Source organism: Candidatus Nitrosacidococcus tergens, from assembly GCF_902810445.1.
Taxonomy (GTDB): Bacteria; Pseudomonadota; Gammaproteobacteria; order Nitrosococcales; family Nitrosococcaceae; genus Nitrosacidococcus; species Nitrosacidococcus tergens.
Genome location: NZ_LR778175.1, coordinates 490,393 through 512,766, shown reverse-complemented (window position 1 = coordinate 512,766; position 22,374 = coordinate 490,393). Strand labels below are relative to the sequence as shown.

At 36.2% G+C, this 22,374-nt stretch carries 19 protein-coding genes; 5 read left to right on the top strand and 14 right to left on the bottom strand.

Annotation, left to right across the window (positions count from 1 at the left end):
* Positions 1–162: 162 nt before the first annotated feature.
* Both NSCAC_RS02595 and mutY read left to right on the top strand, forming a co-directional pair.
* Positions 163–3,960 carry an AsmA family protein gene (locus tag NSCAC_RS02595; protein ID WP_197744874.1) on the top strand — a complete coding sequence of 1,266 codons (3,798 nt, stop codon included), beginning with the start codon at positions 163–165 and terminating at the stop codon, positions 3,958–3,960.
* 68 nt (positions 3,961–4,028) lie between these two features.
* Positions 4,029–5,084 (top strand): A/G-specific adenine glycosylase, encoded by a 1,056-nt coding sequence (gene mutY, locus NSCAC_RS02590; RefSeq protein WP_197744873.1) that lies wholly within the window; start codon positions 4,029–4,031, stop codon positions 5,082–5,084.
* A gap of 1 nt (position 5,085) precedes the next feature.
* Here mutY and thiO read toward each other — a convergent pair whose 3' ends face one another.
* From thiO to NSCAC_RS02565, 5 genes are all read right to left on the bottom strand, one after another.
* A complete protein-coding gene (gene thiO / locus NSCAC_RS02585) occupies positions 5,086–6,162 on the bottom strand; it encodes a glycine oxidase ThiO (protein ID WP_232085971.1) in 1,077 nt (358 codons plus the stop codon).
* Between the two features lie 76 nt (positions 6,163–6,238).
* A complete protein-coding gene (locus NSCAC_RS02580; RefSeq protein ID WP_197744872.1) occupies positions 6,239–6,745 on the bottom strand; it encodes a type IV pilus modification PilV family protein in 507 nt (168 codons plus the stop codon).
* A complete protein-coding gene (locus NSCAC_RS02575; RefSeq protein ID WP_197744871.1) occupies positions 6,746–7,903 on the bottom strand; it encodes a hypothetical protein in 1,158 nt (385 codons plus the stop codon).
* Positions 7,904–7,926: 23 nt separating this feature from the next.
* A complete protein-coding gene (locus NSCAC_RS02570; RefSeq protein ID WP_197744870.1) occupies positions 7,927–8,571 on the bottom strand; it encodes a PilW family protein in 645 nt (214 codons plus the stop codon).
* The gene (locus NSCAC_RS02565) at positions 8,565–9,131 is read right to left on the bottom strand and encodes a GspH/FimT family pseudopilin (protein ID WP_197744869.1); all 567 of its coding nucleotides are present in this window, start codon (positions 9,129–9,131) and stop codon (positions 8,565–8,567) included. Before NSCAC_RS02565 ends, NSCAC_RS02570 begins: the two co-directional genes overlap by 7 nt.
* Positions 9,132–9,267: 136 nt before the next feature.
* On the opposite strand from NSCAC_RS02565, the gene NSCAC_RS02560 reads away from it, so the two are divergent.
* Positions 9,268–9,672: a type IV pilin protein gene (locus NSCAC_RS02560; RefSeq protein WP_197745273.1), complete on the top strand. Its 405-nt coding sequence runs from the start codon at positions 9,268–9,270 to the stop codon at positions 9,670–9,672.
* A gap of 54 nt (positions 9,673–9,726) precedes the next feature.
* Here the strand turns inward: NSCAC_RS02560 and lspA are convergent, their stop codons facing one another.
* The gene (lspA, locus tag NSCAC_RS02555; protein WP_197744868.1) at positions 9,727–10,185 is read right to left on the bottom strand and encodes a signal peptidase II; all 459 of its coding nucleotides are present in this window, start codon (positions 10,183–10,185) and stop codon (positions 9,727–9,729) included.
* 16 nt (positions 10,186–10,201) lie between these two features.
* The gene (ileS, locus tag NSCAC_RS02550) at positions 10,202–13,030 is read right to left on the bottom strand and encodes an isoleucine--tRNA ligase (RefSeq protein WP_197744867.1); all 2,829 of its coding nucleotides are present in this window, start codon (positions 13,028–13,030) and stop codon (positions 10,202–10,204) included.
* Positions 13,031–13,130: 100 nt separating this feature from the next.
* Here ileS and NSCAC_RS02545 point away from each other — a divergent pair, with 100 nt between their 5' ends.
* Complete coding sequence (locus tag NSCAC_RS02545) at positions 13,131–13,589, top strand: hypothetical protein (RefSeq protein WP_197744866.1); 459 nt, start codon at positions 13,131–13,133, stop codon at positions 13,587–13,589.
* 16 nt (positions 13,590–13,605) lie between these two features.
* On the top strand, positions 13,606–14,307 hold the full coding sequence (gene sfsA / locus NSCAC_RS02540; RefSeq protein WP_197744865.1) for a DNA/RNA nuclease SfsA: 702 nt from the start codon (positions 13,606–13,608) through the stop codon (positions 14,305–14,307).
* A gap of 1 nt (position 14,308) precedes the next feature.
* Here the strand turns inward: sfsA and NSCAC_RS02535 are convergent, their stop codons facing one another.
* Genes NSCAC_RS02535 through NSCAC_RS02505 form a run of 7 tightly spaced genes read right to left on the bottom strand, consistent with a single transcriptional unit; the run spans position 14,309 to position 22,351 of the window.
* A complete protein-coding gene (locus tag NSCAC_RS02535; RefSeq protein ID WP_197744864.1) occupies positions 14,309–15,421 on the bottom strand; it encodes a glycosyltransferase family 4 protein in 1,113 nt (370 codons plus the stop codon).
* Positions 15,422–15,449: 28 nt separating this feature from the next.
* A complete protein-coding gene (locus tag NSCAC_RS02530) occupies positions 15,450–16,208 on the bottom strand; it encodes a glycosyltransferase (RefSeq protein ID WP_197744863.1) in 759 nt (252 codons plus the stop codon).
* Between the two features lie 6 nt (positions 16,209–16,214).
* On the bottom strand, positions 16,215–17,147 hold the full coding sequence (locus NSCAC_RS02525; RefSeq protein WP_269474130.1) for a GDP-L-fucose synthase family protein: 933 nt from the start codon (positions 17,145–17,147) through the stop codon (positions 16,215–16,217).
* On the bottom strand, positions 17,140–17,985 hold the full coding sequence (locus tag NSCAC_RS02520) for a glycosyltransferase family 2 protein (protein WP_197744861.1): 846 nt from the start codon (positions 17,983–17,985) through the stop codon (positions 17,140–17,142). The genes NSCAC_RS02525 and NSCAC_RS02520 overlap by 8 nt, the downstream gene beginning before the upstream one ends.
* A gap of 1 nt (position 17,986) precedes the next feature.
* A complete protein-coding gene (locus tag NSCAC_RS02515) occupies positions 17,987–21,082 on the bottom strand; it encodes a sulfotransferase (RefSeq protein ID WP_197744860.1) in 3,096 nt (1,031 codons plus the stop codon).
* Positions 21,075–21,779, bottom strand: coding sequence for a sulfotransferase family 2 domain-containing protein (locus NSCAC_RS02510; protein WP_197744859.1), 705 nt, complete (start codon positions 21,777–21,779; stop codon positions 21,075–21,077). The genes NSCAC_RS02515 and NSCAC_RS02510 overlap by 8 nt, the downstream gene beginning before the upstream one ends.
* Complete coding sequence (locus tag NSCAC_RS02505; protein ID WP_232085970.1) at positions 21,779–22,351, bottom strand: sulfotransferase family 2 domain-containing protein; 573 nt, start codon at positions 22,349–22,351, stop codon at positions 21,779–21,781. Before NSCAC_RS02505 ends, NSCAC_RS02510 begins: the two co-directional genes overlap by 1 nt.
* Positions 22,352–22,374: the final 23 nt, after the last annotated feature.

Here is a 22,374-nt window from a genome sequence, read left to right as displayed (position 1 = left end):
CCTACCTAGATAATTATGACCATTTGCACTATAGGTTATAATCGAAAAATTTATTTTAGAGAACAACATAATTGTTGTTGCAGTTACTTAGTACTATTAACTTGGTAAGTTTTTTAAAATTTTCTACAGTGATTAATCATGTAATCCAAAAAGGATAAAAAGATGAAACTGCTAAAGATACTATTTACTACAGTAGGAATACTTCTACTGCTGATTATTATAGCGGCAATCGCAGCCCCATTTATTATCAACCCCAATAACTACAAGCCTCAAATTGCCGAACAAGTCAAAAAAGCCACTGGCAGAGACCTTAGCCTTGGAGGAGATATTAACCTCAGCTTCTTTCCTTGGTTAGGGGCAAAAATAGAAGACGTTAGTCTTAGCAATCCACCAAGTTTTGGCCAAAGCTCCTTTGCAAAACTAGATGACATTCAAGTTAAGGTAAAAATCCTTCCTTTATTAAAGAAGGAAATAGAAATAGGCACTATTATTCTTGATGGATTAGATGTTAATCTCATTAAAAATGCTCAAGGCAAAACCAACTGGGAAGATTTATCTCAGCCTAAGAAAGAAGAGCAATCCTCCAAAGCACCTACAGAAGATGAAGATCAGAGTAAAGATAAAAAGTCCTCTATGGCCATTGCGGGGATAACGATTGGTGGGATTAGTATTAAAGATGCCCATATTAGCTACCGAGATGATCAAGAAAAGAAGAGCTACGATATTAATCATTTTAATATCACCAGTGATACTTTGGAGATGGGTAAGCCTGCCAATATTGCGTTAAATACAGACTTTAATGCCAATGATCCTAGCATGAGTGGGCATTTAGATTTCGGCGGTACCGTGAACGCTGATTTAGATAATCAATATTATCAAGTTCAAAATACTAACGTAAAACTTACTGCCTCTGGTAGTGACTTACCAGTACAACAAATTGCACTACAATTAGGGGCTAACATCGATGCTTTCTTAGCTAAAGAACAAATCACAATCAATAGTCTAAAATTAACTGGAGATGTGCAAGGAGATCAAGCAGTACGGTTTTCTTTAGATTCACCTAAAGCTGCTCTACTCAAAAATCGACTCCTTAAAATAGATGACTTAAAACTTGTAGGTAAAACAAAACAGCCTCAAGAAGTTTTATTTGCGTTAAAGAGTTCTATAATTGGAGACTTAGAAACTAAACGCTATGGAATTAAAAATTTAATCCTCCGAGCTCAAGCCAAAAATGAACAATCCTCTAAACCGATTAATGTTGGTGTGGGTACTGGTGGAATTAGTGTGGATCTAAATAAAGAAACCTTAGCTTTGCAAAATTTATTAGTGGATGCTTTTGGAGTAAAGCTTAAGGGGCAAGTGACTGGTACCCAAATACTAGGGGATAAAGCAATCTTTAGCGGTAATCTAGCAAGTAACCAGTTTAACCCAAAGCAAATTGCTGATTCCCTAGGGATTACATTATCACCTACCGCAGATAAAACTGCATTAACTACAGCACAGTTAGGGTTAGGATTTATTGCTTCCAAAACTAGCTTGAATGCTAATAAAGTGGTTGTAAAGCTAGATAGCAGCACTTTGCAAGGAGTTACTTCAGTAAAGGATTTTAATCAACCTGCTATTCATTATGATTTTACTTTAGATAAAATAGATACAGATCGTTATTTCCCTCCTAAAACCACAACTACTAAGGAAAAATCCCTTGTCGGGGTGCTACGTACTCTTAAAATTAAGGGAGATATCAATGCAGGTGCAGTTCCACTTACTATCGGAAAAACTACACCTGTGAAATTAGGTAGTGCTTTTAGTGCTGTTGAGCCTAAGCTTAATGGGCGATTAGATTTTAGTGGAAGTATTACCCCTACCCAGCAGAATGGCTATCAAATTCAAAACACTTATCTTAAATTAACTAGTAATAGTGCAAAATTGCCTATTAAAATGCTGGATTTACAGCTTGGAGCAAACATTACTGCTAATACGGATAAAAAATACTATCAACTTAAAAATACGGATTTAAAGCTTACTACATCAGGATCGGCACTCCCTGTAGATCAAGTAACACTCCAGCTTGGAGCAAATATCGAAGCATTTTTAGCTCAAGAGCAATACACAATTAATAATTTAAAACTCACTAGCCAAGTCAAAGGGGATAAGGAAGCAAATATTAGCTTAGATTCTCCCACTATTTCTTTAGTGAAAAATCAACTCAAAGCTGATACTTTAAAACTTGCCAGCCAAGTAAAGAAACCTCAGAATACCCAAATTAATTTAACTACTGCGTTAGAGGGAGACCTTGACAAAAAACAATATCATTTTAAAGGATTAAAATTAGATACAAAAGCACAGGATGCTAAATTTCCTAACCCTGTAAATGCAGGACTAAGTACTGGTATTGATATTGACTTAAATAAAGAAACTCTTGCTGTACAAAATTTAAATTTAGTTGCGTTAGGGATAAATCTTGCTGGGCAAATCAACGGTACTCAAATTTTAAGTGCGCCCCATATTACCGGGCAGATATCAAGTAATCAGTTTAATTTACGCCAGGTGGCACAAACACTTGCCATTGATTTACCATCAACTGCAGATAAATCAGCATTAACTTCTGCTCAAGTAAATTTAGGGTTTTTGGCTTCACCCACCAGTCTTGATGCACAACAGCTGACTTTTAAACTGGATGAAAGTACCTTACAAGGATCAGCGTCAATCTATGATTTTGTAAGTCCTAGAATTCAATCGGATCTGAGCCTAGATAAAATTAATGTTGATCGCTATTTACCTCCAGTAAATAAACAGCTAGGAGGATCTCCATCAAAAACAGCAAGTGTGAGTACATCCTCAGCTTCAAGTGAACTACCTGTTGATACCCTTCGGGCTTTAAATATAAATAGCTCATTTAAAATAGGAGAGCTTATTTTTAAAGGGCTACGCACACAAAATGTTCAAGTGGATTTAGTGGGTAAAGATGGCTTAGTCAGTATTGATCCGATGGCTGCTGATCTTTATCAAGGTTCTTTTAATGGTAATGTACATTTAGATGTAAGAGGATCAGTACCTCAACTTGCAACTCAAGAAAAACTTACTAATGTTCAAGTAGGCCCTCTACTTAAGGATTATTCTGGGAGCACAGCTATTCGAGGTACTACCCATTTTGCATCTAATTTTACTGCTGCTGGTGTGTCCTCAGATGCTATGAAACAGCATCTTAATGGCTCTGCTGAATTTTCATTCACCGATGGAGCAATTAGAGGGGTGAATATTGTTAAAATGATCCAATCTGGTATCGGTGCTATTGCGGGATTAGCATCAGGAGATTCTCTTAGTCAGTCTCTACAATCATTAGCCGCTGCCCCTACTGATAATGGAGAAGAAACTAAGTTTAGCTCATTAAAAGGCACACTTTCTGCTGTAGATGGTGTATTGAAAAACTCTGATTTAGATATTCGATCGCCTGCACTAAAAGCAACAGGATTGGGAACAGCAAATCTTGCTAATGAAAAAGTAGATTATCTACTGAAGGTAAATCTGCCTAGCTTAAAAGATACTACTGTACCGGTAAAAGTAAGTGGTACTTTAAGTCAATTAAAATATGATGTGGATATGGGTACGGTAATGCAGGGACGAGCAGGACAAGCAATCAAGGGTAAAATTGGTAATCTTTTGGGTATCCAGAAGGGAGAAGATTCAGGAGCATCAGATGGTAGCGCAAAAAACTTAGGAAAAAACCTATTAGGAGATATTTTAGGTCAGCCAAATGGTAATCAAGGAACTGCAACACCTGCAGATGCTGGAAATAATTCCAACGGAAAACAAGGCTTAGGCCAAAGTATTCTAGAAGGGATTTTAGGGCAACCTGATAATAATGAAAACTCTAATCCATCTGATTCGGGTGGTAACTCTAATTCAGGAAAAGCACTAGATAATGCGATCCAAAAGGGAATAAAAGGATTATTTAAATAGCTAGCTTACCCAAAATTTACTTTTTTCGCCCATCTTAATTATTAAGGTGGGCATTATTTTTTAAATTATTGAAACAAGAAAATCTAGCTAATTTTAGCCAATTGCTCCTCGAGTGGTTTGATTTCTATGGACGTAAACATCTTCCTTGGAAAATAAATCCTACCCCTTATCGAGTATGGGTTTCGGAGATTATGCTGCAGCAAACCCAAGTTACTACTGCAATTCCTTACTATGAGCGTTTTATAGAACGTTTCCCTGATTTGTCTTATCTTGCTCAAGCATCCGTAGATGAAGTTTTAGGGCTTTGGGCGGGATTAGGCTATTATGCAAGAGGACGTAATTTGCATCGAGCAGCTCAAATAGCTTGGCATATTTATGGAGAAATCCCTTCCCATTTTGAGGATTTAATAAAACTACCAGGTATTGGCCGTTCTACCGCAGGAGCTATTTTAGCCCTGGCATTAGATCAGTCCTACCCCATTTTAGATGGTAATGTAAAACGGATTCTCACCCGGCAATATGCTGTTAATGATTGGACTAGCCATTCTCGAGTTGAAAAACTACTATGGCAATATGCTGAAGAGCTGCTACCTACTCATCGAGTTGCTGACTATACTCAAGCATTAATGGATCTAGGTGCTACAGTTTGTACTCGACAACAACCCAAGTGTTTTATTTGCCCCATCAAAGATTCTTGTAAAGCCTATTTTTTAGGAACTCAAGGTAGTTACCCTGCACCTCGACCTCAAAAAAAATCCCTATCCTTACGAACTACTCAAATGGTGATTTTATGTAATCATCAACAAGAAATATTTCTTGAACATCGTCCTCCTGCAGGTATTTGGGGAGGATTATGGAGTTTTCCAGAATGTTCTTTGGAAGCTAATCTGGAGACTTGGTGCGATGATCAGTTTAATTATCAGATAGAGAGTATTAAAAAATTACCTTCTTTACGTCATCGCTTTACTCATTTTATTTTAGATATTTATCCTGTTTTAGTACAAGTTAGCAGTGAGCATAATAATATTGCCGAATCTAATCAGAAAATTTGGATTTCAACTAAAGAAGCGTACCAGTTAGGATTGCCAGCACCTACTTTAAAATTACTCAAGAAACTAAATTAAGCTAGCGATCTAAAGCATATGGTGTAGGATCTAAAATAGGATCTCGTTGCAAAATGATATCGGTAAGTAACCGAGCAGAAGCAGGTGCAGTTACAATACCATTACGAAAATGTCCTGCGTTAAGATAAAGTCCTTTAATACTAGGAATAGCACCAATATAGGGAATACCATGGGATGATCCAGGACGTAACCCTGCCCAATGGTATGCTATAGGTAAAGACTTTAAATAGGGCATTAAAGAATAGGCAAATTTTTGAAGCCCTTTTCGTGCTTCTTGAGTCGTTAGTTTATTAAATCCTTGATGTTCTATGGTACTGCCTACCAGAATATGCCCGTCTATCCTAGGAATTAAGTAGTGACCGTGAGCAACAACAATTTGAGAGAGTAATTGAGTGTTGCTTTTAAAGGCAATCATTTGACCTCGTACAGGAGTTATAGGAATATGCACACCTATTGATTCTAAGAGCTGACCACTCCAAGCACCTGCAGTAATAATGATCTGATGGGTGATAAATTTCTGGGTTTTTGTAACTACTTCAGCAACAGATCCATTGCGAATTACTAATTTAGTAATTTCACAATTTTCTTTGATGGTTATCCCCAATTTTCTTAAATAAAGGCGTAATCCTTGCATTAATCTTGGATTACGCACTTGGGCGATTTTTGGTAAATGGAATCCAGATTCTCCAATTAACCCTTGGGGCCATTGTTCATGGTTAAGCTGAATTAATGTAGTAGATATATTCCAGTGATTTGCCCAAGATTGAATTTGAGTTTGTTCAACTACATCTAGAGTCAGCAACCCACATTGTGCCCATTCTGAATCTACTCCGCTTTCCTCTCTAACAATTTGACAGAGGGTTTGATAGTGCTGTTGGCTCCAAGCAACAAGTTGATTAACAGAATTAGGCTCATGCCATGGATAGATAGGAGATAAAATACCGCCACCTGCCCATGAGGATTCATAGCCTAATTGTCCTTTTTCTAATAGAGTGACTTTAAAGCCATTAAAGTGGAGTTCTCGGGCGGTAAGCATACCGATGATGCCACCACCAATAATAATAATCTCTTGATCCACCCTAAAATACCCTAAAAAATTATTATAGAGTGTTTATTATATAGGATTAGGGTTAGTGAATGGATTTAAGATCTATTTAATTATTGTTATTGAAGAGAATAGGAATAACCTCAGATTCACCTGAAAAATTAGGAGCACTAATGCTATCTGCAAGTACTATAGATTGATTATCTCCCCAAGTTATAGTCACAGTCACTTGTTTAAAATCTGGATATGATCTACCTGAACAGGAGGAAGCAATTGTGGGATATGGGCAGTAATAATTATCTTCAACAACCCAGCTACGTGCATAAGATATATTATCAATAGTAATATCTGCATCTGCACCACTTTGGATATCAACAAACGAATTACTTGATCCAGTAAGTTGATTAAAAGATCCTTGTAGATCCTCTAGTTTTCCTTGGACTAGATTCAAAGCAGTAGCTCGCTCATTAGTTTCACTACTACTCTGCAACAGTATCCCTTGTAGCTTTGCGGTAGCTACCATCGTAACACTTAAAATGACAATGGTAATCATCAACTCTACTATCCCTAGCCCCTTTTCTTTAGGAAAAATCTTGTCTAATCTTAAGCGATTCACTTAATAATCTGCCCAGCTATAAGGGATAGATACTAATTTGCTAAGGCCAATATTATGATAAAGATTTTTTAAAACTTCTTCATTATAATTAGCATCACCAGATATTCCGATATTGCCATTAGCTGCGAGTGATCCTTGTATGTTAAAATTATTTCCAGATAGCTGCATATTAGAAAGGCTATACATCAATCCGTATACACTAATATTGGATCCAGAAAGGATTATATCTCCTTCAGTAACAACAAGTACTGGGTTTTTAGCACTGCCTATCGTGTTAGTTCCGGAAATAATGCATTGCCCTGTTATCCAATATAATCCAGATGAGTTTGAGCCTAAACTACTACAATTAGCTAATTGGGTAGCTTGATTCTGAATAGATTGAGATTGCGTTTGAGGTACATTAAATACATATTGAAATAAATCAGTAGGGATAGAGGGATTACCACTGTTTGGATCTGGAGTATACTCAAACCCCCCCCATCCAACAGAGCCAGGAGTTGAAACTCCGGATATATCTTGACCATTAGATATAATGGTACCACTAGCTATTAGAGTACCTCCAACAGTACCGCTGCCATTTAATTGTATAGAATCGCTAGCCCAAATAGAGACTTCTGAACCACCAACATCAATAAAACCGTTAACTGCTACATTTCCCCCTGATACCATGGGTGCATGAACTGGTCCCGGAATGGCAGAAGACAAATAAAGTCCACGCTGAACAATTGTCTGACCTCCAGTGGGAGAAAATCCCATGGTTACCGCAATTATCACTGAAGGATTAATAGTGTTTTGTAGTAAATAGGAAAGCTGATTGTTTATTCCAACATTATTATTTTGCTGATATTTCCATGAATTATAGTCTTGTGTCCTCACGCTACAAGGGAAACTTAAAGTGCAGGCACGCCATAAAGGACTGGATGGATTAGCCATATCCGAATTATTGATAATACTATCAATATCTTGATTAGCTGCTGCATTTGCTATCGAAAAATTTTTATTTGTATCTAAACTATTAGATGATATTTTTTGCCTTGTAATACCCATATTGGCAGTATGTAGCGTAGTTATTGCCGTCAATAAAGACATACCTATCGCTGCAGTTAAAGTAACTAGCCCTTTTTGCGAAAAAACAGGGATTTTTTTTCTTTTTTTCATACCTATCCTTTCAATTTTAACTATCAAAAATATTGATTATTTTTGACTTTCACAATCGTTTCTAATTTTTTAGAAATTTGAGAATCACTGTTAAGTTGCCCCTCTAAAGTAATGCGATATTTTCGTATCTGAACGGTAATACCGCTTCCTGTATTCAACGCAGGGGGACTTAGATCATCAAATTGCAAATTAGTGATATTAAGAGCACTTTCATCGGTTAAATTTTGCCATCCAGAATCACTACAACCTGCTCCTGCTTGACGTACTTCAACAGCGTTATCGCTTGTGTCTAATCGATAGCCAAATTGATTAGCGTTCGTAAGGGTTCCGCTCTTATCCGCATCATAACTAAATACAATACAAGTGCTATCTGTGCTTACCGTAATTTGAGCAAATGGGTTGGCAGGTACTGTGGTATTGTTAATTAGATTACTAATTGCACCACTCCAATAACCTGCTCGTCTTAGATCCCGGGTAATCATCGTCATTACTACATTTAACTCACTGTTTAGATAATTAATCTGAGAGGTAGTATTATTTGCCTTTAAGATAGAACTCATCATTGCCAGTGCTCCACCCATCACGATCATTCCTAAAGTTGAAGAAACCATTAGCTCAACTAAGCTAGATCCTTTCTGAGATCCCATTGCTCTAAATCTTGTTAGCATGTGGCATACCCTTTAACATTGCCTGATCCACTCGGTGAACATATACGTATTCGACCTCCAGAGGCTACTCTAGCCTGTAATATTTCATTGTATTTTGATTGAAATTGAACCCTTACTGTCCCTGCGGTGCCCCGTTGTGGCGTAAATGAAAACGATTGAGGGGAAGCATTTGTGATAGAAATTCCTTTAAAATCAGTGCTGTTTATAATGTATGGATTATCTCCATCTAGGGTACAAAAATTTGTTCCAGCACTAATAATAGTGCAATCACAAGTAGTAGTTGATATTAGTTTTTGAGCTAAACCGTAGCACCAATTAGTACTCCCATCCGATTGAACGAAAATACCAACAGATGTATTTTGATTGAAGGCAGTAGTACGAGCATACTGCATATCTGCATAAAGTTTTTCCGCTGCAGATTCTAGTCTTTTTAAGTCAGATAGCTGATTAAAAGCTGGAGCAGCTGTGCCTACAAGCACTGCTGTAACTATCATTACTGTGAGTATTTCTGGAAATGTAAACCCAGAATCTTTAATATAGTAGCTATATTGATATGTCATAAATTATTATTTATTAAAAATTTTTTATATAACTATATAATTTATATATTATTATTTTTTATATATATGTGACAATTTTTTTTTAAAAAATTTATTTTTATCAGTAAAATACAATACTTTTTAAAAGATAATTAGAATGAGAAAAAATACTGGATTTACCCTTGTTGAAATACTTATTTCAGCTATTATTTTGATGGTTCTTTCCTCAATTGGGATTTCTTCTTATCAACAAATTACTCATCAAGGCAGGCGTGCAACTGCGATTGCAGTTTTGGCTGAAAACCAGCTTAAATTAGAGATGTATAAGGCAAAAAATGGATCTTATAGCAGTGATCTTTCCCAAGTTGGTGGTATCACTAAGGATGATTACTATAATTATAGTATTGGTGTTGCAGCTAATAACTACACATTGACGGCAACTGCAATATCAGGAACATCGCAACAAAATGATAGTGAAGGTAGTGTTGCATGTACCACACTTACCCTAAATGGACCAGGTTCAGGGCCTGGAATGAAAACACCTAGTGTGTGCTGGAATTAAAAATTAGAGAATAGGAATAGAGCTTAGAAATAAAATTGAGGTTAGATTTTCTACCTATTCACGCTGTGCTAAACTGTTTATAACAAGAAATGTCACCCCTACTGTAATTGCAGAATCAGCAATATTAAAGGCAGGCCAATGCCAATTCTTATAATATAAATCTATAAAGTCAATAACATATCCGTGAATAAATCGATCAATAATATTACCTATAGCACCACCTAGAATTAGAGAAATAGGTAAGGATTCTTTTAGATTATTATTTTTTGTCTTATACAACCAAATAAACAAAATACAGCTTACCATTAGAGCAATAGCTAAGAAAAACCACCTTTGCCATCCTCCTGCATCGGCAAGAAAACTAAAGGCTGCTCCTGGATTATGGGCAAGAGTTAAATTAAAGAAAGGAAATATAGCAACCGGCTGATATAAAGATAGATTAGCTTCTGCTAAATATTTTGCAATTTGATCAGCTACTATAATAAGTAAAGATAAATTTAACCACTTAAACATTATCTAGCCTATATTCCTAAGCATAATATCTTTGCTCACCATCACCATCTATATTTTCAATGCAGCGATTACACAATTCTGGGTGAGTAAGTGAAGCACCTACATCTGCTCGATGATGCCAACAACGGATACATTTAGAATAACTTGAAGCTTTGATTATAATCCATAACTCAGGAATTTCTGTAGCAGAGGCTTGCTTAGGTTTTTCTATAAGAGGATAAATGTGAGCATAAGAAGTAATCAGGACAAATCGAAGTTCATCGCCAAGTAACGTAAGTGTTTGATATAAATTTTCATCTACATAAAGACTAACTTCTGCATCTAAGGAAGAACCAATTTTCCCTGCTACTCGAACTTGTTCTAATTGCTTCGTAATTGCTTCTCGTACTTTTAAAATTATTGCCCAAAATTCCAGATTTTGAGGACTACTTCCTTCGATAGGTGTTAATTCTTTGTACCAAGTAGCAAGAAAAACAGAAGGATTTTTTCTGCTTGGTAGATACTGCCAAATTTCATCGCTAGTAAAGCTTAAAATAGGTGCAAGCCAGCGAACAAAGGCTTCTAGTATATGATACATAGCCGTTTGTGCTGATCTACGTGCTTTATTTTCAGTGCTTATAGTATATTGGCGATCTTTAATAATATCTAAGTAAATTCCTCCCATATCCACCGTACAGAAGTTATGGATACGCTGATAAATAAGGTGAAAGTTATATTCTTCATAAGCTTGAATAATTTCTTGTTGTAATGAGTATGCCCGCTCCATTGCCCACTGATCTAAAGCAAGCATTTCTGCTGCAGGGATTTGATGAATACTAGGATCAAAACCATCTAAATTAGCTAATAGATAACGAGCCGTATTTCTAATTCGTCGATAAGAATCGGCAATCCGCTTTAAAATTTCATCCGAAACGCTCATTTCAGCTCGATAATCAGTAGCAGCCACCCAAAGTCTAAGAATGTCAGCTCCTAAACTTCCTACTACTTGCTGAGGAGCTACTACATTACCTTTAGATTTAGACATCTTCTTTCCTGCTGCGTCCACAGTAAATCCATGGGTAAGTACGGATTTATAGGGAGCTTTGCTATGGATAGCTGCTGAAGTAAGCAAGGAAGATTGAAACCAGCCCCGATGCTGATCTGAACCTTCTAAATAGAGATCAGCAGGTATACTCAGGTTCTCTCTTGTTTCTAATACACAGGAATGAGTGACTCCAGAGTCAAACCACACGTCCAAAGTGTCATTTACTTTTTCATAATCACTAGCATCATCACCTAGTAAAGTTTTAGAATTTAAGCTAAACCAAGCATCAATACCTGATTTTTCTACTAATTTGGCTACTTTCTCTATGAGTTGAGGTGTATCAGGATGTAATTTACCTGTTTGGCTATGAACAAACAAAGGAATAGGAGTTCCCCAAGTTCGTTGGCGAGAAATGCACCAATCTGGACGATTTTCTACCATTCCCTCAATACGTTGTTGTCCCCAGCCGGGTAACCAAGCTACTCCTTTAATTTGATCTAGCGCTACCCTTCGTAGGTTTTGTTGATTCATACTAATAAACCACTGAGGGGTTGCTCGAAAAATAATGGGGGTTTTATGGCGCCAACAGTGGGGATAGCTATGTTCAATAGATTGTTTGCAAATAAGCGTTTGATTTTCCTCAAGTACCTGAATAATAGCTTCATTGACTTTAAATACGGACTGCCCAGCAAAAAGAGGAATATTTGGTAAAAAACAGCCATTACTTCCCACTGGATTATCAATAGGTAACTGGTAGGATTGAGATACTACATAATCATCTTGCCCATGGGCAGGTGCAGTATGAACTGCTCCTGTCCCTGCCTCTAAATTCACATGATCGCCTAAAATAACAGGGACAATACGAGGATAAAATGGATGTTGTAACTTTATCCCTTCTAGGGTTTTACCTGAACAAAAGGCAATGATTTTTCCGCTCTCAACGCCATAGCGGGTAAGCGCTTGCTTATAGAGTTCTGCTGCGAGAATTAAATAAATTTTATTTTGCTTTGAATCAACATATTCTATTAATGCATAGTTCAAATTTGGATTTAAAGCGACTGCTTGGTTTGCAGGTAAAGTCCAAGGAGTAGTCGTCCAAATAACAACGCTAATGGGAGTTTTATTTTTAGCTCCTATTTGAAAACAACTCAGTACTGCTTCAGTATCAATAACTGGAAAACATACATCAATAGCAAGAGAAGTTTTGTCTTGATATTCTACTTCTGCTTCTGCTAAAGCAGATCCGCAATCAATACACCAATGAACTGGCTTTACCCCTTTATATAGGTGCCCATTTTTAATAATTTTACCTAAAGCTCGAATAGTATTTGCTTCAAAATCATAGGACATGGTAAGATAAGAGGAGTTCCAGTCTCCTAATACCCCTAAGCGCTTAAAATCTTCCCGTTGTGTGTTAACTTGTTCTTGAGCATAATTCCGACATCTCTGGCGAAAATCTTCTGGTGAAATTTTAATTCCAGGCTTACCTGATTTTTTCTCTACATTAAGTTCAATAGGTAATCCATGGCAATCCCAGCCAGGAACATAGGGTGCATCAAATTCGTTTAAAACTTTTGATTTGATGATAATATCTTTAATAATCTTATTAACAGCATGCCCAATGTGAATAGCACCATTAGCATAGGGAGGGCCATCATGGAGAATAAATTTTTTCTCCCGATTATGACCTATTTGCCGTAATTGGTGATAAAGATCCATATCTTGCCAGCGTTTTAGCATTTCTGGTTCTCTTTGAGCTAGACTAGCTTTCATTGGAAAATCAGTTTTAGGAAGATTTAAAGTTTCTTTATATTTCGTCACAATTGGTCTCTAATCTATTATTTTTTATTCTATCTATTATACTGGCGTTATTACTTATCGCCTATGTAAAGTATTTATATAATAAGTAAAGGAATATTTTATGCACCAAAAGCCCTTAGTTTGGCTCCTACTATTTTTTATATTAGGTATTGCACTTGAGAAAGTAAATGCAGAAGAAGCACTCACCTCTCAGGATATTGATACAGTAGTAGTAAAAGTCACTGGGATAAAGCATGATTACGAGCGGTTTGGCTTAAGAGAAGAGGCACTTATTAAAGAAATTTCACAGAATTTGGAAGATGCTGGGTTTTCCGTAGTAGACAACTATGATGATGAAGAGCTCACTGCTACTATATTAATTAATCTTAGGTTAATTTCATCTTATTTAGGGTATTCCTATGCTCTATCTGTAAAAATGTTTCTTCCTCACTATCAAGGTAGGCAAGAACCTTTAGTACTTTGGTCTGGTGGTAGCTCTGGATTTTTAAGAGATCCAGAACTTTCCCGTTTACATGACTATATTATGGAAGAAATTGACAAATTTCTTACTTCTGCTTAATTAAATATTTTTTTTCTTGGATTTCCAACAATCACTACTTTCTGGCACCCTTCATCGTCGCTACCAACGATTTCTTGCTGAAATCGAATTAACCTCTGGTGAGCTAATTACTGCCCATTGTCCTAATACAGGTTCAATGAAAGGTTTAGTTGCTGCGGGCACAAAAGTATACATTTCTAAATCTAATAATCCAAAACGAAAATTGTCCTACACTTTAGAGTTAATAGATATAGGCACCAGTTTAGTCGGTATCCATACAGGGCGAGCTAATGGGATAGTGAAAGAAGCTATTGCAAAGGAAAAAGTATCAGAACTTTTAGGCTATGAAATTATAAGGCAAGAAGTACCTTATGGGAAAAACTCACGCATTGACTTACTTTTAGAAAATCCCGCCGCTCAACAACATTGTTATGTGGAAGTAAAAAATGTAACTCTTAGAGAGGAGAATAATGCACTATTCCCAGATGCAGTAACTGTGCGAGGTGCAAAACACTTAGATGAGTTAGCTAAAATGTGTACTAAAAATTGTCGTAGCGTTATGTTTTATCTAGTACAAAGAGAGGATTGTGATTACTTCTCTCCAGCAAATCATATTGATCCAGTCTATGGAGAAAAACTACAGTTTGCCATAGTCCAAGGAGTAGAAGTGATAGCCTATAGTTGCCAGCTTACCCCTCAAGCTATTTATATCAATAAACCTTTGCCTATCAGATTATAATCTAAGAAGGGCGTAATCTCTGATAGAGATGGGCATAAGATCTCGCCATATGCTGCCCAGTGAACAGTTGCCAATAACGAGCTTCTGCTCTTTCTCCCATTTTTTTAGCAATGTCGGAATGGTTCCAAAGAAATTCCATTGCTTTTCTAAAAGCAATCGAATCACTAGGCGGTACTATTAGCCCTGTTTCATTATGGATATTAATATAACTGGTACCTGTACCAATTTCACTAGAAATCATAGGCTTTCCGTACATAGCTCCTTCAAGTAGAGAAATCCCAAAAGCTTCAGATCGAAGATGGGAAGGAAATACTATAGCTAAACTAAGCTGGATTAATGCGACTTTATCTTCATCAGAAAGGGTACCAAGAAAATAAATATTTCTTAATTTTAGAGATTTTGCATAGTGCTTTAAAGAGTGTTCAATAGGACCTGATCCTACAATCACTACAGAAAAATTAGTATCTTTAATGGCATCTAAAAGAATATGTAGTCCTTTATAATAACGGAGCATACCTACAAATAAAAAAAAACCTTCTCCTACCCAATTTCGCCAATAATTTAATTTTGATGAAGTAATTTGAGGATAAGTATTTTTATCAATACCAATTGGAATAACCTCTGTCTTGTCTCGATATCTATTAAGTACTTGACTCGTGGCTAAATAATTAGGTGAGGTAGTAACGATAACATCAACGTGGTTTAAAAAAAATTCCATTAAGGGTCGATAGATAGTAAGTAAAAATCTCTGGCGAATAATATCGGAATGATAAGTAAGCACCGTAGGTTTTTTTACTGATGAGAGAAAATGAACTATATCCATAAAGGGCCAAGGGAAATGATAATGGATAATATCTACGCGCTCTACCAATTCTATAAAATGAAATAGTGCTGCTCGGGAAAAACCAGTAGATGCCATTTGAAAGTCACGTTTAGTTTGATAGATTAAGTGATTTTCGAGAACTAAAGGTTTTTTACTAGGTTCTTGAGCTAAAGTGAGTACTTTAGTATCAATACCATAGGTTGAAACACCCCGAGCAATTTGATAGATAACTTGCTCAACCCCTCCAATGGTTTCTGGGAAATAAGTCTTATAAAAATGTAATACTTTCATTTTCAATAAAGACAAAATATTTAAACGCTTAACTATTCATTATGCTTTTAAGCCATACTCTATATGGTTGAAAAAACCACCATTTTAAAGGAACTTCTCCATAGTGTTGACGTACGATTTTTATCGCTTCTTGGTAATGTAATCTAGGCTGAGTGTTAGTTTTCGTTTCAGTGTGTACTCGATTTACTGCAATAAATTGATCTATGAAATGAGGGGATCCAAATCTTCTAAATAATCGCCACCATAGATCGTAATCCATCGCAAGTTGAAATTGCTCGCTGACACCCCTTACCTCTTCCCAAGCAAATCGTCTAATTAAAGTCGCAGGCTGGGAGATAATACAACGCAGAGCTAGTCTATTTTCATAAAAAGGCTCTACCCATACTGGACGAAAAGTATGATTTTTTTCATAAAAATTCCAAGACTGCCCATAGGCAAAAGGAGTATTTTTAAATTGAGAACTTTGCAGTGCCCTTAATAAAGTAGATAATCCTTTAGGTAAGAGCCAATCATCACTATTAAGCCAGCCAACGAAAGGTGCATTACCTTGAGCGATGCCTTCATTAATAGCTGCAGTTTGTCCCTGATCTGGATAACTACGCCATCCTGCTAAGTAGGGTTCCCATTTTTTTATAATAGAAATAGACTGATCTTGGGAGCCACCGTCTAATACAAATACTTCAATAGGTAATGACTGACTAAAAATAGATCTTAAAGCTTGTTCAAGGTAGTTCCCTTGATTATAGGAAGGAACAGCTAAAGTAATGAGTGGTTTTTGTTTTACCACTCCTGTTTAGTTAGAACAATGAGCTAAAAAATCTTGATAAGCAAGAAAAATTCCTTCTTTTAAGCCAATTTTAGCCGACCAGCCAAGAGTTTTTACTCGACTTATATCTAGTAACTTACGAGGAGTACCATCCGGTTTTGTAGTATCAAATACGATCTTTCCCTGAAAGCCAACCACTTCCATTACAACGTGCACAAGCTCTTTAATGGTTATGTCTTTACCGGTGCCAATATTAAATAATCCATCGGAAGTTTCTTGCTCCATTAAAAATACACAAGCTTCTGCCATATCATCTACATAAAGAAACTCTCGCATAGGGGTGCCTGTGCCCCATACCATAAGTTCTTTAGATCCATTTAGTTTTGCTTCGTGGGTTTTACGAATAAGTGCAGGGAGTACGTGGCTATTGTGTAAATCGTAATTATCGCTAGGACCATATAGGTTCGTAGGCATGGCTGATACATAATGAGTGCCATACTGGCTATTATAGGCCTCACACATTTTTATTCCTGCAATTTTTGCGATGGCATAAGGTTCATTAGTTATTTCTAATGGTCCAGTGAGCAAATAATCTTCTCGAATAGGTTGGAGACAATCTCTTGGATAAATACAACTAGATCCTAAAAAACATAAGTGCTGTACTCCAGCTAAGTAGGCACCATGGATTAAATTAGATTGAATAGCTATATTTTCATAAATAAATTGGGCACGATAAGTATTATTTGCATGGATTCCTCCTACTTTTGCTGCAGCAAGAAAGAGATAATCAGGTTTGGTTTCTTGAAGAAAAGTAAATACTTTATCTTGATCTTGTAGGTCTAATTCTTGGTGAGTACGAGTAATAATATTTTCATAGCTTTTATTTTTTAAATTTCTTATAATTGCTGATCCCACCATGCCTCGATGACCTGCGACATAAATTTTTTTAGTTTTATCTATCATTATTTTCTTTTCCCCATAATATGGTTATATCAAATTCTGATCCGGGAGGAAGGCCCGGAAAAGATTCTTTTAAGCGGAGAAAAACAGCAGATCGTAATTGAACCCAAAGCGGAAAAAAACGACTGGCAATGGGGGTAATTATAGGAGGAAAATAAATCTGGTGCATTTTATGTACTCGAGCTACTTCCTCTTTGCCAATGGTATCTAGCTGAGTTGCCGTTTTACTCTGTTTGTGCATCCGAAAAGCGGCTAAAAATCGATTGACTCGTTTAAACTTTCCTTTCATCATGTAACGCACAAACAATTCATAGTCCATCGCAAAATGATAGCTTGGATCAATATTGCCCTGCTTTTCAAATAAACTACGACGCCAAAAACAAGATTCTTGAGGAATTAAATCCCAGCGGCTCATTAGCCAATTACTATGAGATGGTAAGATCCAGTGACCAATCACTTGGTTTGTTTCATCAATAATACAGCGATGACCATAAATAAAATCAATTTCTGGATGTGCTAAAAAATAATCAGCAACAAAACTAAGGGTTCCAGGAAGTAGCACATCATCGCTATTTAAGTAAGCCATGATTTCCCCAGTAGCATACTCAAATCCTTTAGCTATAGCTGCACTTTGTCCCTCATCAGGTTGAGATTCAAAATGAAAAAATTGTTTTTGATAAGGAGTAATTTGTTTCAAAGTTTCATCAGTAGATCCCCCATCCATAAAAATATACTCTAATTTCGGATAGCGTTGATTGATTACTGAAGTAACTGTATCAGCGACAAACCTTCCTTGATTAAAGGAAGGGGTTACAATAGAAATAGTTGGTAACTTCATATTACCCCTCTCCTTCTTGCATAGCAAAGAAACTATAATCTCCTTTGCCTAGCTTATTCCAAAATAGCTGCTGCCAAAAATATACTCGGGCTGCTCTTTGATGTACTAAAGGATCAAACTCTATGCCATGGGAAACACTTCCTCCTAACCCTAAGCTATTCTGAATAATAGATAAAGCACTCCAGTAAGGGTGAGAAAAAGTTTTAAAACAAACAGATTTTAGTCCAACTTGTTTGGCAAGTGCGTATAATCCTTTTTTAGAGAAAATATAGCGATGATAGGGTGCATGCCAATGAGCCCAAGTAGGGCCAAACCAATTAATTTGGCGAGAATCCAAATTAGGTGTACTTAGAATTAAAACCCCACTTGGAGCAAGCAATAAACGGAGCTGCCGTAGTACTTGTACAGGATTGTTCATATGCTCTATCGCCTGTCCCATAAAGATTACGTCAAACTGATGGGATTTTGGGATAATTTCAGTGGCTTGCGAACCATGTCCTTGCCAAACTAAATGTCCTTTTTTACTTACTGCTTCTACCGCTTTAGGATTAGCTTCTAAACCAAAACCTTGCCAAGGTGTTTTTATTTTAATTTCATCTAAAAGCTGGCCTTCAAAACAGCCTACATCTAGCAGCTTAAGTGGTACTTTAATATCTACCTTAATACCTTGAAGTACCTGAGTTAGTTCAATTAAGGTCTGATCTTGCCAAGTATGAGGATGGATTTTTTCTGTAGGGAGGCGTAATAATATTTTTTCCCACCAATACTTTCCATTAAATTGGCGATAAGGGGAAGTACTTTTAGGTTCTTGAATTCCTATTGGAGGGTTTGAATAGTGCTGTTGATATAGATCATCCAACTCAGTTTCTGAAACAAGCGGATAGGTAATGGCAATATTATAACGGGTGTCTAAATAAATGTGATGAATTTTATTACCTCCAAAACGAGTATCTGGCGTACTAAATAAAAGCCTATTTGCTGGTTTATAATCAATAGGACTAATCGCTTGCCCATATTCGGTACCAATTAGGGTAACTATAGGTGGAGGTTGGTTTTGAAAATCAATCGGAAAAAATAATCTATTTTTATGAATTACTCTCTTAGTAATCCATCGAAGTAAGCGATAAAATTTTATTTGGAATTTCCAGCTTGATTTTTGTAATGAAGAGACTTGATTAAGAAAATCATTGCGAGCTTGCTCCATTTCTTGGCGATAGGATTCCATATCCTGGCTTAGTTGCCCTTGATGAACTCGAAAGGTACTCGCATGGTTAGGTTGGCGGATAAATTTAAACTTAGCAGATAATCTAAGCCAAAAATCATAATCTCCTGCATATTTTAGATCCTTCCTAATCCCTCCTACTTTTTTATAGGCGCTTCTCCTGAAAAAAATTCCATCTTGGAAAAGAATATGACGATTGAGTAGCTGAGCAGTATTTATACCTTTAGGTTGATAAGTATTTGGATATTTCCAACCATTTACTAATACACTGTCTTCATGGTAAATCACTGCTGCTTTAGGGTGGCCTGCAAAGTAACTACCTACTGCTGTAAGTGCTCCTCCTTCTAATAAATCATCTCCATTAAGATAAGCGAGTATTTCTCCAGTTGCATAAGAGAATCCTTTTGCAATGGCATCATACATTCCTTGATCAGGTTCAGAAATCACTTTGCTAATTTCATTAGGAAAATTTTTATTTTGCTGAAAATCTTCAATAATAGATAAAGTGCTATCTGTAGAACCTCCATCTACAATAATAAATTCTAAGTAAGGATAATTTTGAGTAAGCACAGAATTTAAGGTGGCTGTAAGATATTGTTGCCCATTAAGGATTGGGGTCACAATAGAAATTTTAGGTAAAGGAGGTGGTGGCGAACCTTGAACAATTCGGAAAAGCTTTCTTTTAATTAAATCTTTGATTCTTATTTTTATATAAGTAAGGTCTTCCCGTAGTCGAGTTCTTAATCCTCTATATTCGATAAGCTTAAGTTGATGATTAAGTTTTTCTTGCTCTTTTTGGAGGTGTATAACTTGAGATTTCAGAGAATCTAGCTCTCTATCTTTATCTTGTAGCTGCTGGCTAATTTGGGTATTTCGTGTTTCTACTGTTTCAATATGGATATCTAATGCTTCAAGTTGTTGGGTTAAGCCTTCAATTTGAGCACCAAAAACTCCTCTATGATCGGGATCTGACCAAGCACTACGGCGTTTTTGAACATAGCTTTCTGCCACTTCAAATAGTTTTGAAGGCTGTTGCGGATCGAGGGCAATATTGAGTTTTTTACATATTTGATCGCATTGCTCTCCATAACCCAGTTGTGCATAGATATCCTTACCTAATCCATTAATAAGAGTTCCTATTTCTTCAGGGGTAAAAACATCTTGATATGTCCCTATAGATTGAGTATGAATATAAGGTGTATCTAAAATATTTCTATCTCCAAAGAGACTCTCTTTATAAATGGATGAATCTAAATTTTGATTTATTTTTTGTTTAGGCAAAGACAGGTAATGAAATATCCGATCCATCTCTGAATCTGGGCTAGTCACTAAGTTTTCGTAAGCTATACCAAGTACTGGGTAGTTTTTAGAAAATGCTAATAAATGACTAACCCCTAAAATATAATCAAATAAAAAGGGTGTATCGTCTTGTTGGCTAATAATTTTGGGTAGATTAACTCCCCAAGATGTTTTAAAAGATGCGGCAATATCTAGTGGATTGCGTACCAGTAAGATAAATTTACTTTCGGGTAAAAAACTACTTAAAAATTCTGGAATATGATAATAGCGGGGAGTTTTATCAATAAAAACTTGCTTCCCTACATCTACTCGTTTTTTTTCATAGATAGCCAGAGCTGCTTGTTTTAAATATTGAAATCGTTGGGATTCTAAAAACTCCGTAGTTGCACCTGTAAGAAGTGGAGAATCTGCTGGGTGATCAATAGGTACTTTACCTAGTGCTTCTAACCCTAAAAGTAACCAAGGCTCTGGTGGGCAATAAATATCTGGATGTTGGTTAAGTAAACAGGAGAGTAAGGTAGTTCCCGAGCGAGGAACACCAAGCAGGAATACTATAGGTGAGGGATGATTAGCCATGGGCAAGTAATTTTAACTTTTGCTGCATAAAAATATCCATAGCTTGGTAATACAAAGCATAGTCCTGCTGATTTTGTTGCTTAAATTGCTTTGTTAATTTAGGGGAAATAGCGTAACTATTGCCTACCCTATGTGTAGGGTTAGCATTTTCCTCTTTTATTGATAAATTTTTAAATAGAGGAAAAGTGATCCTAAGCATTTTTATGCTGTCATTAAAGTGTTCTGTAAGCCCAATAAAATCAAATTGCACTAAAGGAAAACGCCAAAAGAACTTAGTCTGAAAATTTCTATGTTCTTTGGAAAGTAGAAATCGCTCTAAGTCCCAATTCTCTTGAGTAAATTGCTCCCAAACTCTATGCCCCGTCACATCTGTTCGTTTCCAGAAAAAAAAATGGGAAATAGCTCGCTGAAGTGGATCACGCAGAAAAGTAATATAGACCGTATTAGGGCGGTTTTTAAAATAAATTCCATTAAATGTAGCGTATTTTCCTACAAGAAAATGACCAAAAATTATTAGCTCAGATCTAGGCTTATTTTTGATACTCGTAAATAAACAATCCATATTTCTTCGTAAATTTCCTTTTGCTAAAGGGCGATGATAGTCAAAGTAAATATTATTGGATTCAATTTCTTCTGTAATGGCATTTTTTAATGAAGTACCAGCCACTTTAGGAATATGAACGATGACTGCCTGCATCACTTGTTAAACTCATAACTGAAAAGAGTAATATCTTCTTGAAACCGATCGGCGACTAAATCAATTAATTCTGAATCATAATATTTTATATAACTTTGATGGATTCCTTGATTGATTTTAGGTAGTTTTTCTGCAGAAAATCCAAGAAATTGACACAGATTAGAAAAATCTAGGTCAATTTGTTCGTAGCGAATAATAAAATCAAAATTAGCTTTTAGATCAGTCGTATGAGGTAATTTCATAAAATAGCTTATGGGTTGAATATTATCTAAAGTATGGATAAATTCATTTCGATCCCAGTGGTTACACTCCCGATGGGGAGAAAAATAAAAAGAAATTGCCCGATCCCAAGGATTACGAATACAAGTAATTTTTTGCTTTTCTTTAAATTTTTCAGCACTTAGTACTGTAAAATAGTTAGTAAGAGTAGCGTGCTTCTCCGTCCCATAGGAACTTACAACCCCAAATCTATGAATTCCATCTTTATCATGGCTATTTTTAACTACCCTATCTTCAGAATACTTCCTTAGTACACTTTGAATCGCATTACCTGCTGTTTTAGGAATATGCACAAAAATGAAATTATAAGTGTTGC

What these genes read in the sequence shown, in the direction of transcription:
- NSCAC_RS02595 (WP_197744874.1), top strand. Translation starts at nt 163, where the DNA reads ATGAAACTGCTAAAGATACTATTTACTACAGTAGGAATACTTCTACTG.
- NSCAC_RS02575 (WP_197744871.1), bottom strand. Translation starts at nt 7,903, where the DNA reads ATGAAAAAAAGAAAAAAAATCCCTGTTTTTTCGCAAAAAGGGCTAGTT.
- NSCAC_RS02570 (WP_197744870.1), bottom strand. Translation starts at nt 8,571, where the DNA reads ATGCTAACAAGATTTAGAGCAATGGGATCTCAGAAAGGATCTAGCTTA.
- NSCAC_RS02565 (WP_197744869.1), bottom strand. Translation starts at nt 9,131, where the DNA reads ATGACATATCAATATAGCTACTATATTAAAGATTCTGGGTTTACATTT.
- NSCAC_RS02560 (WP_197745273.1), top strand. Translation starts at nt 9,268, where the DNA reads ATGAGAAAAAATACTGGATTTACCCTTGTTGAAATACTTATTTCAGCT.
- lspA (WP_197744868.1), bottom strand. Translation starts at nt 10,185, where the DNA reads ATGTTTAAGTGGTTAAATTTATCTTTACTTATTATAGTAGCTGATCAA.
- NSCAC_RS02545 (WP_197744866.1), top strand. Translation starts at nt 13,131, where the DNA reads ATGCACCAAAAGCCCTTAGTTTGGCTCCTACTATTTTTTATATTAGGT.
- NSCAC_RS02535 (WP_197744864.1), bottom strand. Translation starts at nt 15,421, where the DNA reads ATGAAAGTATTACATTTTTATAAGACTTATTTCCCAGAAACCATTGGA.
- NSCAC_RS02520 (WP_197744861.1), bottom strand. Translation starts at nt 17,985, where the DNA reads ATGAAGTTACCAACTATTTCTATTGTAACCCCTTCCTTTAATCAAGGA.
- NSCAC_RS02515 (WP_197744860.1), bottom strand. Translation starts at nt 21,082, where the DNA reads ATGGCTAATCATCCCTCACCTATAGTATTCCTGCTTGGTGTTCCTCGC.
- NSCAC_RS02510 (WP_197744859.1), bottom strand. Translation starts at nt 21,779, where the DNA reads ATGCAGGCAGTCATCGTTCATATTCCTAAAGTGGCTGGTACTTCATTA.